Genomic DNA, 12,223 nt, shown 5'->3' with positions numbered 1-12,223 from the left:
GTTGGATTAAGGTCTTAAGACCCTGCCTTGGACGCCATGGTCCCATCGACAATCGCGATGGCTGCGCGGAGTGCGGCCTCTATATCGAGAAGCGTGGTGTCGAGCAAGTGCGCGTCATCGGCTTTGTAGAAGCCGCCATTGGGATTTTGCATGTCACGCGCATCCCGCTCCTCTATCTGGTGATAGAGGGCGTAGCGGTCAACCACCATGCCGCGCGCTTCGAGCTGGCGGGCCCGCCGCTCCATGCGCGACTTGCTGTCGGCCTGGATGAACAGCTTCACATCGGCCTCGGGGGCAATGACAGTACCGATATCGCGCCCGTCCAGCACCGCGCCGCCGTTCTGGGTGGCGAACTGGCGCTGATAGTCGAACAGCGCCGACCGCACTGCCCCGATCACCGCCACCTTGCTGGCCAGCGTGCCCACCTTGGCCGAAAGCAGGAATTCGGGTTCGACATCGCTTTCGTCCAGCGCCTGTGCGGCAGCGATGGCGCGCGTCTCGAATTCGGGCGAGTTCTCATAAGCCTCCACCGCTCGCCCGACGGCGCGGTAGAGCAGGCCGGTATCGAGATAGGGCAGGCCATAGTGGCGGGCCAGGCCCGAGGCCAGCGTGCCCTTGCCCGAAGCTGCGGGTCCATCGACCGCGATGATCATTTCTGGCGTCCTTTCACCGGTTCGAACCGGGCGCCCGCCGCGGTCATGGCGGACACGAAGCCCGGAAAATGCGCGGCAATGGCGCCGGTATCGTCCACCGTCACCGGCTTCTGGCTGGCGAGGCCGAGCATGAGGAAGCTCATGGCGATGCGGTGGTCGCCCCGGCTGGCCACCATGCCGCCACCCTCGACCTTGCCGATGCCGCCAATGGTCAGGCTGTTTTCGCCTTCGTTTACCGTCACCTTGCTGGCGGCAAGCCCGGCGGCGATCGCCGCCAGCCGGTCGCATTCCTGATGGCGCAACGCGCCCAGGCCCTCGATCGTGGTTTCGCCCTGCGCATGGGCGGCAGCCACGGCCAGCGTCGGAATGTCATCCAGCATGCCGGCCGCGTGCGCGGCGCTAATGCCAATGCCCCGAAGCCGCGACGAGCGCACCCGCAGGTCGGCAATATGCTCGCCGCCGGCCTCGTGCTGGTTGAGAAAGGCGATGTCGCCGCCCATTTCGAGCAGCGTGTCGATGAGCCCGGTGCGGTTGGGGTTGACCAGCACATTTTCGATCACCAGCTCCGAGCCGGGCACGATCAGCGCCGCCACCAGCGGATAGGCGGCCGAGGTCGGGTCGCCCGGCACCACCACGCGGCGCGGCTGCAACGGGGCGATCCCGGTGATGGAAATAGTCGCACCGCCCGCCTCGTCATTCACCACCGTTACCGCAGCGCCGAAATCGGCCAGCATGGTTTCGGTATGATCGCCCGTCGCCACCGGCTCGATGATGGTGGTCGTGCCGGCAATCTGGGCCGCGGCCAGCAGCAGCGCCGACTTGATCGGCTCGGACGGCGCCGCCATGACATGGCGCAGCGGCAGCGGCATGAGCGGACCATGCAAGGTCAGGCCGCCATCCTCCGCCTCGCGCACCGTCGCCCCTATCTGTGCCAGCGCCACGAGCAACGGCTCCATCGTCCGGCGCGTCAGAGTCGCTCCCCCGACAAAGGGCGATGCAAAGGGGTAGGGGGCGAGCAACCCCACCAGCAGTTGTGCCCCGGCGCCCGAATTGCCCAGCTCGAGCGGGCCTTCCGGCGCCAGTAGGCCGCCGACCCCCAGCCCATGGACATGCCAGGCGCCATCGCGCTGTTCGATGCGCACGCCGAGCTGGCGCAAGACCGCTGCGGTCGCCAGCACCTCCTCGGCCTCCAGCAGGCCCTCGATGCTGGTCTGGCCCACCGCCAGCGCCCCCAGGATCAGCGAGCGGTGGGAAATCGCCCTGTCACCGGGCGTCACGAAGCGCCCGCTCAACGGGTGGGCGCCGTGGCTGGCGAGCGGGGCGGTTTGGGCCGGAATCTGCTGGGCAATTTCGTTCATGGGCGGAGTCGGCTTAGCACGGCCCGGCGCGGCAAGGCCACCACCCCGCGCGAGCGGGAACCAGCTCTCCACATTTTCGGTTTGACAGGGGCGGTGTTTGTCCATAACCGGACTGACCGAACCGGGGCCAGAAGCCCCGCAAAACCTTTACGACGAGGAACATCGATGGCCAGTTCCGAACGCGGCACCAAACGCACCGATCCCGAGACGGGCAAGAAGTTCTACGACCTCGGCAATGACCCGATCGTCTCGCCCTATACCGGCAAGAGCTATCCGCGCTCCTATTTCGAGCAGGTTCTGACCGGCAAGCCCTCCCCCGCGACCGCCCGCAAGGTGGCCGACGAGGACGAAGAGGATGTCGAAGAAGAGGTCGAGGACGCGGCAGCGCCCGAGATCGTCTCGCTCGAGGATGCCGATGCCGAGGAATCGGGCGAGGAAGATATTCCCGAGACCGAGGACGTGGAAGTCGACGAAGAGCTCGGCGATGACGATGCCGACGTCTTCCTCGAGGAAGACGAAGACGAAGACGACGAACTCGGCTTCGACGTCGGCGGCGACGAAGACCGTTGATTTGAAAAGAGATTTTGGCCGGCTGATCTCGTCAGCCGGCTGAACGAAAAAGTGTCATTTAGGCACTTGCGCCGGTCGGAATCATCCAATAGGTTCCGCCTCGCTTCGGACGGCTTGAGCCTCTCGAAGACCCAAAGGAATGGGGCCATAGCTCAGCTGGGAGAGCGCTTGCATGGCATGCAAGAGGTCAGCGGTTCGATCCCGCTTGGCTCCACCAGCCTTCGCTGCTCTGCAGCTTCGGCTCGGCAAGCCCTCGTGGCTCTGCTGAGACTTAGCGGGAATTCTCAGAAGCGAAGGCTGATACGTCGGACCTGCCTCCGAACGGCACCACGCCCACGACATCGCTGCTGCCATGAATTGACGCCGGCATGGTGCTTGGTTCTTCTGGTCTCGTTCCAGATTCGGATGCACCGTGCCCAGGAAGCCCATCACCCTTTCCCAGAACCGCGCCCGCCATCTTTGGATACGCGCCCAGCGGCTTGATTCCGCCGCGCCCTTTGGCGATGGCCCTGCCGCCACGCTCGCGGCCATTGCCCATCTGGGCTATGTGCAGATCGACACCATCAATGTCATCGAGCGCTGCCACCATCACATCCTGTTCTCGCGCATTCCCGGTTACCGCCGCGCCGATCTCGCCCAGGTCCAGTCATCAGATAAGTCGGTGTTCGAATACTGGACCCATGCGCTGAGCTATGTGCCGACGTCCGACCTACCCTTCTTCGTGCCGACCATGAAGCAGTATCGCGACACGCCCAGCCGCTGGTTCGGCTCGGTGACGCCGGACGAAGTCAAAAAAATGCTGAAGCGGCTGCGTCGCGAGGGCCCTCTCTCCATCCGCGATATCGGCGACGATGAACTGGTTGACAAGGATCATCCCTGGGCCAGCCGCAAGCCGAGCAAGCGGGTGCTGGAAATGATGTTCTTCCAGGGTCTGGTGACCGTGGGCGCACGCCAGGGCATGGTCAAGACCTATGACCTGATGGCGCGCCATTTCGGCGCTGCGCCCAAAGCCGCGACGCCCAGGCAGGTCACCGCCTATCAGCTCGACCGCGCCTTGCGCAGCCAGGGCGTGGTGAGCCTCGATTCCATCTGCCATCTCGATGCGCCGAGCAAGAAGGCGGTCAGGGAACTGATCGACAGCCGCGTTCGCCGCAAGCTGCTGGTGCCTGTTGTCATCGAGGGCGCCGAAAAGGTGCCGCATTGGGCTGAGCCGGAAACCATCGCAGCCGACGCCGGCGAGCCGCCCACGCTGGTCCATATCCTCTCGCCCTTCGATCCGCTCATCATCCAGCGCAAGCGGCTCAAGCTGTTCTTCGGCTACGACCACCTGTTCGAGGCCTATCTGCCGGCGGCAAAGCGCCAGCTCGGCTATTTTGCCCTGCCCGTCCTCATGGGCGACCGCGTGGTCGCCGCCTTCGACCTCAAGACCGACCGCGCGGCGAAAAAGCTGCTGATCCAGCGGGCCACCTGGCTGGAGGATGTGGGCGCCGAGGGGCGGACAGCGGTGGACGAGGCTCTGGGGCGGTTCGAGGCGTTTCAGCTGGAGGGATCAAGGGTGGGGGTGGTTTAGCCCCGATATCCGGGCCAACCGACACCCCCTCCCAACCTCCCCCGTCAAGGGGGAGGAGCCGCGCGGCGGACTTGGCGAGGTCGTGCCTGCCCATATGCGAGGGCGGGCTCACCGAACGCATTCGTCCGCGCCACCGCCATTCGGGCATAGCCCTCATGGCCTTCTCACCTAAAATCGCTCCACTGGAGCGATTTTGCCTTCGGCCGGCTCGAAGCTTTCCATCCCCCCATCCCCGCGCTAAAAGCCTTGCCGCGAACTAGGGGCCACCTATGGCGACTTATACCGATATTGCCCGGCGGGTGTATAACCACACCTGGAAGCTCGATCCGATCGTGCGGAGCCTGCTTGATACCGATTTCTACAAGCTGCTGATGCTGCAGATGATCTGGGGGCTCTATCCCCGCGTCAACGCCACCTTCTCGCTGATCAACCGCACGAAATCGGTGCGGCTGGCCGAGGAGATCGACATCGAGGAATTGCGCGCGCAGCTCGACCATGTCCGCACGCTCCGCTTCACCAAGAAGGAGATGATCTGGCTGGCCGGCAACAGCTTCTATGGCAGCAAGCAGATTTTTGAGCCGGCCTTCCTCAAGTGGCTGGAGGATTTTCACCTGCCCGAATACCGGCTGGAAAAGCGGGATGGCCAGTTCGTGCTCGAATTTCCCGGTCTGTGGCTGGAAACCACGATGTGGGAAATCCCGGCCCTCGCCATCATCAACGAGCTGCGCAGCCGCGCCGCCATGAAGCACTACGGGCCCTTCGCGCTCGACGTGCTCTATGCCCGCGCCAAGGCGCGCATGTGGGAAAAGGTCGAGCGGCTGCAGAAACTGCCCGAGCTCAGGATTTCCGATTTCGGCACCCGCCGCCGCCACTCGTTCCTGTGGCAGCGTTGGTGCGTCGAGGCGCTCAAGGAAGGCATCGGCGAGGCCTTTACCGGCACCTCCAACGTCAAGCTGGCCATGGACAATGACCTCGAAGCCCTGGGCACCAATGCCCATGAGCTGCCCATGGTGCTGGCGGCCCTTGCCAAGACCGACGACGCCCTGCTGGCCGCGCCCTATCAGGTGCTGACCGATTGGGAGAGCTATTACGGAGGCAACCTCAAGATCGTGCTGCCCGACGCCTTCGGCACCGACAGCTTCCTGCGCAACGCGCCGGACTGGGTCGCCGACTGGACCGGCTTTCGCCCTGACAGCGCCCCGGCCATCGAGGGCGGCGAGCGCATCATCGCCTGGTGGAAGGAACGCGGCCGCGACCCGCGCGACAAGCTGCTGATCTTTTCGGACGGGCTCGATGTCGACATGATCGAGGAAGCCTATCTCCATTTCGACGGCAAGGTGCGCATGGCCTTCGGCTGGGGCACCAATCTCACCAACGATTTCGAGGGCTGCGCGCCCGATGGGCCCAATCCGCGGCTCGACCCGATTTCCATCGTCGCCAAGGTCAGCGAGGCCAATGGCCATCCCGCGGTCAAGCTCAGCGACAACCCGGCCAAGGCCACCGGCATGCCGGACGAAATCGCCCGCTATGTCCGTATCTTCGGCGATACCGGCCGGGTCGAACACCCGGTCAAGGTCTAGGGGCCGCCTCCAGGTCGGTGCGGGACAGCGCAAACTGCAACCCATAGGCGCCGCGACGGATCGCGGGGGCGGCGCCACAGGCGATGATGGCGTCGTCGCCGATCAGGTCGCGGCGCAGCGCGACAATGTCCTGATGGCGCGCCGCTTCGACCAGCATGATCCAGTCGGCTACCTCGCCCGCGCCACGCAGCCTGGTTTCGGCCGTCTCGACCGGCTGTGCAGCCGACTGGCCCTCCAGTAGGTGGGCGCCGACAATGGCGGATCGGCCCACGGCCGGCTCGATGATGTTGGCGGTCATGTCCGCGATGAAAGCGTCGCGCGCCACCCGGCTGGCCAGGCGAACGGTCTCGATGACGGCGCCTGCCCCGCGACCCGACGACGCCACCACGCGGCACAGCGTGCGCGACATCTGGGTGAAATGCGGAATGACCCTGCCGGTCCAGGGCGTCGGGTGATTGAGCGCGGCCATATAGGCCTCGGACGTCAGGTCGGCGAGTGATTCGGTCTCGTAGAAATTGAAGAAGCCAGGACTGCCGTCGATCGAAACATAGCGGCGGCCGCGCTGGAAACCGGGCAGGCCGACGCGGTCGCGCATATGCTCATGCACATGCCAGTTGAGAAACGCGTCTTCGAGGCCCGGCGCGATGCCGTTCCATATGGCCACCACGCCTTTTCCCAACAAAGTCATGACACCCTCACTCCGGCCGGTCGCGTCGAAACTGTGCCCTCATCCGGCCGGTGATGGCAATCCGTGCAGGATCGGGGAATGGAGCGGACGGAACCCTTTCTTCCTGTCCGGCATTACCGCCTGTGGAGAACACGATTCCGTGACGCGCGTTAACGTCCTGGGAACCATGCCGGATTAGCGTCCGGATGGGGGCTCCGATAGGGGCCGGTATGACTTTGCAGCTCATCGATATCACCGTGCGCGACAAGCAGGCGCATCCACGCCTTGCCGGGCGTGTGACCGGTCATGTCCGGGCGGTGCTGGTGGAACAGTTGGGCGAGCAGGAGCAGACCCACGAGCTGACCATCCCGGTCTGGGCCGATGTGCCCGAAGGCGCCAGCGACGCGGATGCCGACATGGCGTTGATGCTCAAGGCGGCCGATATCGTGTCCCGGCTCAAGGCGAGCCTTGGGGTTATGCCGACGCCTTCGGAGCCGTCAGGGCCGCGATGAAGGCGCGCTGCTCGCGGTTGAGGCCGCCGGTGCGGGGCTGCGGCGCCGGAGCGGGCGCTTCGGCCGGCTCGACCGAGACATGGCGATATTTGGGGGCGTGGGCATAGTAGCGGGCGGCCTGCTTCAAATCGGCTTCGGCGCGCAGGCGCCGCTCATCGCGGAAAAACCACACGGTGGTCGCGATCACGATCCCCCAGATTGCCAGCACTTCCCAAGCCATTTCCGCCTCCGCGTTACCGGACGGTGATAGCTAACAAATCCTTTACGGCCAAACGGAAGCACCCGTTAGGATTACCGGGTAAAGTTTTATGGATCGGGTGGCACCGAGCGTGGGCTCCCTCTCCCCTCAGGGGAGAGGGTGGGGTGAGGGGTTCATCGCCGATGAAAGCCCCGATGCCCCACGCAACACTGAACCCCTCACCCGACCCTTCGGGTCGACCTCTCCCCTCAGGGGCGAGGTGAAGAAAGCTACCCCGCCACCACCGGCAGTTTCTGGCCGCGGTTGAGCGCCACCAGCATGGCGCGTACGTCGTTTTCGGCCGCCTTGGTGACGAGCTTGCGGTTGTCGGTGTCGCGCAGCGGGCGCGGCGTGCCAAAGGCCACCGTCACCTCCTTGACCGGCCCGCCGAGAATTTCCCGAATATTCTGCCCGACCGACTTGGATTTGATCCAGGCGATCAGCGAGCGCTCGGTGCGCCCCACCGGCAGGCCCTGGAGCCTGGTATAGGCGATGGTCAGCGGCTGGATCATCACGTCGCTGGCCCCGGCCTCCACCATGGCATGCTGCGCTGCGCCGACCAGCGCCGAGCGGAACGGCAGGACATGGGTGCCGATATCGGACTGGCCCTCGGCAAACAGCAGCACGGCATTGCCGCCGGCCATATGGGCGCCCATTTCCTGGGCGGTGCGGCCGGCATCCGAGCGGCGGGTGCGATCGACGAAGATGGTCTTTTGCAGCCGGGCCATCATGCCGACGAAGAACCACTCCCCCACTTCGCGCTTGGCGACAAAGGTCACATCGGCCACCGAGCCCACGGCAATGATATCGGTCCACGAAATGTGGTTGGACACCAGCAGCGTCGGCCGCCCGGTCGCCGGCTGGCCGATGACGGTTACCCGCATGCCGAGAAACACGCGCCCGATGCGGTGGAACAGGCGCGGCAGCACGCTCCAGAAGGGCAGCCTGAGCGCATTGATCAGCGCCTGTGCGGGGATGATGAGGATCATCGCCGGCACCAGCACGAAGATGAAGAACAGCACGCGGAAGATCATTTTTTGAGTCTGTCGGAGCCTTCGATGGGCACGGCATAGAGTTCGAGCCGGTGGTCGACCAGCCGGTAGCCCAGCCGCTTGGCGATGACCTCCTGGATGGCCTCGATCTCCTCGTTGCGGAACTCGATGACCGTGCCGCTGCGGATATCGATCAGGTGGTCGTGGTGCTCGTCGGGGATCAGCTCGAAGCGGGCGCGGCCATCCTTGAAGTCGTGCTTGGTCACCAGCCCCGCTTCCTCGAACAGGTTGACGGTGCGGTAGACGGTCGAGAGCGAGATGCGCGCATCCACGGCGGAGGCGCGGCGGTAGAGCTCTTCGACATCGGGGTGGTCGTCTGCCTGCTCGATCACCCGGGCGATGACGCGCCGCTGGTCGGTCATGCGCATGCCCTTGGAGACGCAGGCTTCCTCCAGCGTCGGATCAGTCTGGCTTCTGCTCACGCCTGAACTCCCAACCGGTCTATCCAGCGACGGGGTTACCCAAGATCGCGTGCCATGACAAGCGCGGTCGCCTGCGACCCGTCGGCTTTGGGATAATAGCCCTTGCGGGTGGAAATGCTGGCAAAGCCCTCGCGCTGGTAGAGCTTGATGGCCGGCGCATTCTCCTCGCTGACTTCGAGGAACATGCGTCGCGCCGGCGTCAGCAGCAGGTCATCGAACACCGCCTTCATCAGCGCCTGCCCGATGCGCTTGCCCCGCCATTTCGGATCGACCGCGATGGTCAGCAGTTCCGCCTCGTCTTCCACCACCCGGACTAGCGCAAAGCCGGCAATGCGCCGGCGGGCATCGCAGGCGACATAGACCGGGCTATTGGCATCGCCGAGGAAGCTCTCGAACTCGCCCACCGGCCAGCCGCGATAGAAGCCCAGCGCGTGGATGCGGGCCAGTTCCTTCGCGTCGGCCATCCTGCCGGGCTCGATATGCAGCCCTGCCGGCGCCATCCACAACTTGATCATGCTCCGCGCCTTTCGATCCGCGCCGCCGTCTGCGGCTTGGCATCGGCATCGCGGATATAGTTCGGCTCGGGCGGATTGGTAGAGGGGTCGAGCGTGGCGCCATGGCGCGCCACCAGCCCGATATCGACGAATGGCGATGAAATCAGCGTGGTTCCCGGCACGATCGCCGCCTGGGCGATGGCCATGGGCAGCAGGTCGCCCGCTGTCCCTGGCTGCCCCGGCCCGGCAAAGACCTGGAAGTAAGCCTCGTCCCGCCGCGCATCGAGCAGCACGGTCGATGGACCTTCCTCAGCCAGCGACAGGGCGACGAGGCTCGATAGGCCCACTACCGGAATGCCGCGCGCCAGCGCGATTCCGCGTGCGGCGCTGAGCCCGATCCTGAGCCCGGTGAACGAACCCGGCCCCGTCGTCGTCACCACGCGTTCGAGATCGGCATAGCCGATGCCGTTGCGTGCCAGCAGTTCCGCGATCCGCCCGAAGATCAGCTCAGCATGCCCGGTGGCGACCTCGTCCACTGACACATCCACACGGCCATCGGCCAGCAGCAGACCCAGTTGCAGGCGCGGCGCGGCGGTATCGATGGCGAGGGTGATGGTCATGCCTCCGCTCTAGCGCCGGGCGCAGTCGGTGTCGAGCCTGCCATCTCGCCACGCCCTCATGGTGAGGTGCGAGTTCTTTACGAGCCTCGAACCACGAGGGCGTGCCACCAACCTTGCCTTGACGCCTCCCGTTGTCACGGCGACCTTGCCGCCATGCGCCCTGATTCGCCGAAAGCCCCGACATGACCTGGCTGGCCGAGACCGCCATGCTCAGTCATGGCTGGCGGCGCTTTGCGCTGCTGGTGCTGGCCGGGGCCATTGCCGGCCTGTCCGTTCCGCCGCTCTTTGTGGTGCCGGCTTTGTTCGTCGCCTTCCCCGTCTGGGTCTGGTGCCTGGATGGCGCCGGCAGGCAGCGCGGCTGGCGGCGGTTCCTCGGCCCGGCCTTCACCATCGGCTTTGCCTTTGGCTGGGGCTATTTCACCGTCGCCTTCCACTGGCTGGGCGCCGCCTTCTTCGTCGATGGCGGCATGATGATCGTGCTCATGCCCTTCGCCATCCTGGCGCTGGCAGCGCTGATCGCCTTCTTCTGGGGCGTGGCCAGTGCGCTGGCGCATCTGTTGTGGAGCCACGGCCCCTGGCGCATCGTCACCCTCGCCACCTTCCTCACCATGGGTGAATGGGCCCGCGGCCATGTGCTGACCGGCTTCCCCTTCGATCTGCTCGGCTATGCGCTGACCCCCACCGACGAGATGATGCAGCTCGCCGCCGTCATCGGCATCTATGGCCTGACGCTGCTGGCCGCGCTGCTCGCCATGACGCCGGCGCTGATCTGGCCCGCCGATGGCCGCAGCCTTTCCCGGCGCCTGCTGCCCTTCTTCCTGGCGCTTGCCGTCATCGCCGGCCAGCTCGGCTTCGGTTACAACCGCCTCACCGGCACCATCGCCACCGAACGCACCGATATCGCCCTGCGCCTCGTGCAGCCGCTGGTCTACGAGCATGCCGATTTCGGCAATGTCGACCCCGTGGCGCTGATCGATCGCCTGCTGATGCTGAGTGACATGCGCATGGACCCCACCGATCAGGGCCTGGCCGACATCACCCACCTGGTCTGGCCCGAATCCAGCCTGCCCTTCTTCCTCGCCACCTATCCCGAGGCGCTGGCCCGCATCGCGCGCCTCCTGCCCGATGGCGCGACCCTGTTGACCGGCGCGCCGCGCCAGCAATACGAGCCCGGCGCCACCGAGCCATCCGGCCCGCCGTTCAATGCCGTCCTCGCCATCGACACCAATGGCGAGGTGATCGCCAGCTACGACAAGTCCCACCTGGTGCCCTTCGGCGAGTTCCTGCCCTTTGGTGCCTTCTTCGCCCAACTCGGCATCAAGCAGTTCGTGCCCGGTGCCGATGGCTGGGCCCATGGCGACGCCCGCCGCCGGCTGATGAGCCTGCCCGCGACGCCCCCCTTCCTGACGCTGATCTGCTACGAAATCCTGTTTTCCGGCGATCTGGGCGATACGGCGGGCGCGCAATTCCTGTTCAACATCACCAATGATGCCTGGTTCGATGGTTCCATCGGCCCGGCCCAGCATGCCCATCATGCGCGCGTGCGCGCCGTCGAGGAGGGCATGAGCCTGGTCCGATCGGCCAATTCGGGGCTGACCTTCGCCACCGATCCGCTCGGCCGCATCACCGCCCAGATCGCGCCGCAGCAGATGGCCGCCCTCGATGTGCGCCCGCATGAGCGGCTGGCGGCGACGGTCTTCTCCCAGCTGCGCTACTGGCCGCTGCTGATCGCCCTCTTTGCCGGGCTGCTCGTCTCGCTGGTGGCTGCCCGCAATGGCCGGCGCAGGCGTGTCTAGCCGCCTTTCCAACGCCCTCTTGCTGTGCCAAGAGAAATACATATCAAATTGCAGGAGCCAGCCATGACTACCCGATTGCACCGCGGCGACCTGCCCGACCTGTCCCGCTATGGCCGCGAAGTGGCGATCGATACCGAGACCATGGGGCTCAACCCGCATCGCGACCGGCTCTGCGTCGTCCAGCTTTCGCCCGGCGATGGCAGCGCCGACGTGGTGCAGATCCCCCAGGACGCCACCGAGGCGCCCAATCTGGTCAAGCTCCTGGGCGATGACGGTGTCACCAAGATTTTCCATTATGCGCGCTTCGACGTCGCCGCTTTGCGCAATCGCTTCGGCGTGGTCACCGGCCCGGTCTATTGCACCAAGATCGCCAGTAAACTGGTGCGCACCTATACCGACCGCCATGGCCTCAAGGATCTGGTGCGCGAACTGCTCAATGTCGATCTCAGCAAGCAGCAGCAGAGCTCGGACTGGGGCAGCGACAAGCTGAGCGATGCCCAGCTCGATTATGCCGCCTCCGACGTGCTCTACCTGCACGATCTCAAGCGTCATCTCGATCGCATGCTGCGGCGTGAGGGGCGCACCGAATTGGCCCAGTCCTGCTTCGACTTCCTCAAGACGCGCTGCGAACTCGATTTGCTCGGCTGGGAAGAAACCGACATCTTCGCCCATAGCTAGCAGCCGGAGAGCC

At 65.4% G+C, this 12,223-nt stretch carries 14 protein-coding genes and 1 tRNA gene; 7 read left to right on the top strand and 8 right to left on the bottom strand.

Annotated features, from left to right (window positions below):
- Positions 1-14: 14 nt before the first annotated feature.
- Together cmk and aroA are read right to left on the bottom strand one after the other, a co-directional pair.
- Entirely contained in the window at positions 15-653 is a 639-nt protein-coding gene (gene cmk / locus ASD80_RS06885; RefSeq protein ID WP_056230700.1) for a (d)CMP kinase, read from the bottom strand.
- The gene (aroA, locus tag ASD80_RS06880; RefSeq protein WP_082555118.1) at positions 650-2,011 is read right to left on the bottom strand and encodes a 3-phosphoshikimate 1-carboxyvinyltransferase; all 1,362 of its coding nucleotides are present in this window, start codon (positions 2,009-2,011) and stop codon (positions 650-652) included. The genes cmk and aroA overlap by 4 nt, the downstream gene beginning before the upstream one ends.
- Before the next feature lie 165 nt (positions 2,012-2,176).
- Between aroA and ASD80_RS06875 the strand changes: the two genes are divergently transcribed.
- The 4 genes from ASD80_RS06875 (at position 2,177) to pncB (ending at position 5,731) form a co-directional block, all read left to right on the top strand.
- Positions 2,177-2,581, top strand: a complete 405-nt coding sequence (locus ASD80_RS06875; protein ID WP_056230698.1) for a TIGR02300 family protein — start codon at positions 2,177-2,179, stop codon at positions 2,579-2,581.
- 141 nt (positions 2,582-2,722) lie between these two features.
- Positions 2,723-2,798: transfer RNA gene (locus tag ASD80_RS06870), tRNA-Ala, on the top strand.
- A 195-nt stretch (positions 2,799-2,993) separates the two neighbouring features.
- Positions 2,994-4,151, top strand: a complete 1,158-nt coding sequence (locus ASD80_RS06865; protein ID WP_056230696.1) for a winged helix-turn-helix domain-containing protein — start codon at positions 2,994-2,996, stop codon at positions 4,149-4,151.
- 269 nt (positions 4,152-4,420) lie between these two features.
- Positions 4,421-5,731: a nicotinate phosphoribosyltransferase gene (gene pncB / locus ASD80_RS06860; RefSeq protein WP_056230694.1), complete on the top strand. Its 1,311-nt coding sequence runs from the start codon at positions 4,421-4,423 to the stop codon at positions 5,729-5,731.
- On the opposite strand, the gene ASD80_RS06855 is transcribed toward pncB, so the two are convergent.
- A complete protein-coding gene (locus tag ASD80_RS06855; RefSeq protein ID WP_056230691.1) occupies positions 5,721-6,419 on the bottom strand; it encodes a hypothetical protein in 699 nt (232 codons plus the stop codon). The genes pncB and ASD80_RS06855 overlap by 11 nt on opposite strands.
- Before the next feature lie 209 nt (positions 6,420-6,628).
- Between ASD80_RS06855 and ASD80_RS06850 the strand changes: the two genes are divergently transcribed.
- Positions 6,629-6,910, top strand: coding sequence for a hypothetical protein (locus ASD80_RS06850; protein WP_156460365.1), 282 nt, complete (start codon positions 6,629-6,631; stop codon positions 6,908-6,910).
- On the opposite strand, the gene ASD80_RS06845 is transcribed toward ASD80_RS06850, so the two are convergent.
- The 5 genes from ASD80_RS06845 to tsaB all read right to left on the bottom strand — a co-directional run bounded on the left by ASD80_RS06845 (position 6,873) and on the right by tsaB (position 9,736).
- The gene (locus ASD80_RS06845; protein WP_056230687.1) at positions 6,873-7,130 is read right to left on the bottom strand and encodes a hypothetical protein; all 258 of its coding nucleotides are present in this window, start codon (positions 7,128-7,130) and stop codon (positions 6,873-6,875) included. The genes ASD80_RS06850 and ASD80_RS06845 overlap by 38 nt on opposite strands.
- Before the next feature lie 248 nt (positions 7,131-7,378).
- Complete coding sequence (locus ASD80_RS06840) at positions 7,379-8,182, bottom strand: lysophospholipid acyltransferase family protein (RefSeq protein WP_056230685.1); 804 nt, start codon at positions 8,180-8,182, stop codon at positions 7,379-7,381.
- Positions 8,179-8,568, bottom strand: coding sequence for a Fur family transcriptional regulator (locus tag ASD80_RS06835; RefSeq protein WP_082555149.1), 390 nt, complete (start codon positions 8,566-8,568; stop codon positions 8,179-8,181). The genes ASD80_RS06840 and ASD80_RS06835 overlap by 4 nt, the downstream gene beginning before the upstream one ends.
- An 89-nt stretch (positions 8,569-8,657) precedes the next feature.
- A complete protein-coding gene (gene rimI / locus ASD80_RS06830; RefSeq protein ID WP_056230682.1) occupies positions 8,658-9,137 on the bottom strand; it encodes a ribosomal protein S18-alanine N-acetyltransferase in 480 nt (159 codons plus the stop codon).
- Positions 9,134-9,736 (bottom strand): tRNA (adenosine(37)-N6)-threonylcarbamoyltransferase complex dimerization subunit type 1 TsaB, encoded by a 603-nt coding sequence (tsaB, locus tag ASD80_RS06825; RefSeq protein WP_056230680.1) that lies wholly within the window; start codon positions 9,734-9,736, stop codon positions 9,134-9,136. Before tsaB ends, rimI begins: the two co-directional genes overlap by 4 nt.
- Positions 9,737-9,918: 182 nt before the next feature.
- On the opposite strand from tsaB, the gene lnt reads away from it, so the two are divergent.
- The gene (gene lnt / locus ASD80_RS06820; RefSeq protein WP_056230677.1) at positions 9,919-11,532 is read left to right on the top strand and encodes an apolipoprotein N-acyltransferase; all 1,614 of its coding nucleotides are present in this window, start codon (positions 9,919-9,921) and stop codon (positions 11,530-11,532) included.
- Between the two features lie 63 nt (positions 11,533-11,595).
- The gene (locus tag ASD80_RS06815) at positions 11,596-12,210 is read left to right on the top strand and encodes a ribonuclease D (RefSeq protein ID WP_056230676.1); all 615 of its coding nucleotides are present in this window, start codon (positions 11,596-11,598) and stop codon (positions 12,208-12,210) included.
- The last annotated feature ends 13 nt before the right edge of the window (positions 12,211-12,223 follow it).

It is taken from the genome of Devosia sp. Root635 (genome assembly GCF_001427605.1).
Classification (GTDB): Bacteria; Pseudomonadota; Alphaproteobacteria; order Rhizobiales; family Devosiaceae; genus Devosia.
This window is presented reverse-complemented; position numbering and strand designations above follow the sequence as displayed.

Coding starts and splice junctions, on each gene's coding strand:
- cmk (WP_056230700.1), bottom strand. CDS start 653: ATGATCATCGCGGTCGATGGACCCGCAGCTTCGGGCAAGGGCACGCTG.
- aroA (WP_082555118.1), bottom strand. CDS start 2,011: ATGAACGAAATTGCCCAGCAGATTCCGGCCCAAACCGCCCCGCTCGCC.
- ASD80_RS06875 (WP_056230698.1), top strand. CDS start 2,177: ATGGCCAGTTCCGAACGCGGCACCAAACGCACCGATCCCGAGACGGGC.
- pncB (WP_056230694.1), top strand. CDS start 4,421: ATGGCGACTTATACCGATATTGCCCGGCGGGTGTATAACCACACCTGG.
- ASD80_RS06855 (WP_056230691.1), bottom strand. CDS start 6,419: ATGACTTTGTTGGGAAAAGGCGTGGTGGCCATATGGAACGGCATCGCG.
- ASD80_RS06850 (WP_156460365.1), top strand. CDS start 6,629: ATGACTTTGCAGCTCATCGATATCACCGTGCGCGACAAGCAGGCGCAT.
- ASD80_RS06845 (WP_056230687.1), bottom strand. CDS start 7,130: ATGGCTTGGGAAGTGCTGGCAATCTGGGGGATCGTGATCGCGACCACC.
- ASD80_RS06840 (WP_056230685.1), bottom strand. CDS start 8,182: ATGATCTTCCGCGTGCTGTTCTTCATCTTCGTGCTGGTGCCGGCGATG.
- ASD80_RS06835 (WP_082555149.1), bottom strand. CDS start 8,568: ATGCGCATGACCGACCAGCGGCGCGTCATCGCCCGGGTGATCGAGCAG.
- rimI (WP_056230682.1), bottom strand. CDS start 9,137: ATGATCAAGTTGTGGATGGCGCCGGCAGGGCTGCATATCGAGCCCGGC.
- tsaB (WP_056230680.1), bottom strand. CDS start 9,736: ATGACCATCACCCTCGCCATCGATACCGCCGCGCCGCGCCTGCAACTG.
- lnt (WP_056230677.1), top strand. CDS start 9,919: ATGACCTGGCTGGCCGAGACCGCCATGCTCAGTCATGGCTGGCGGCGC.
- ASD80_RS06815 (WP_056230676.1), top strand. CDS start 11,596: ATGACTACCCGATTGCACCGCGGCGACCTGCCCGACCTGTCCCGCTAT.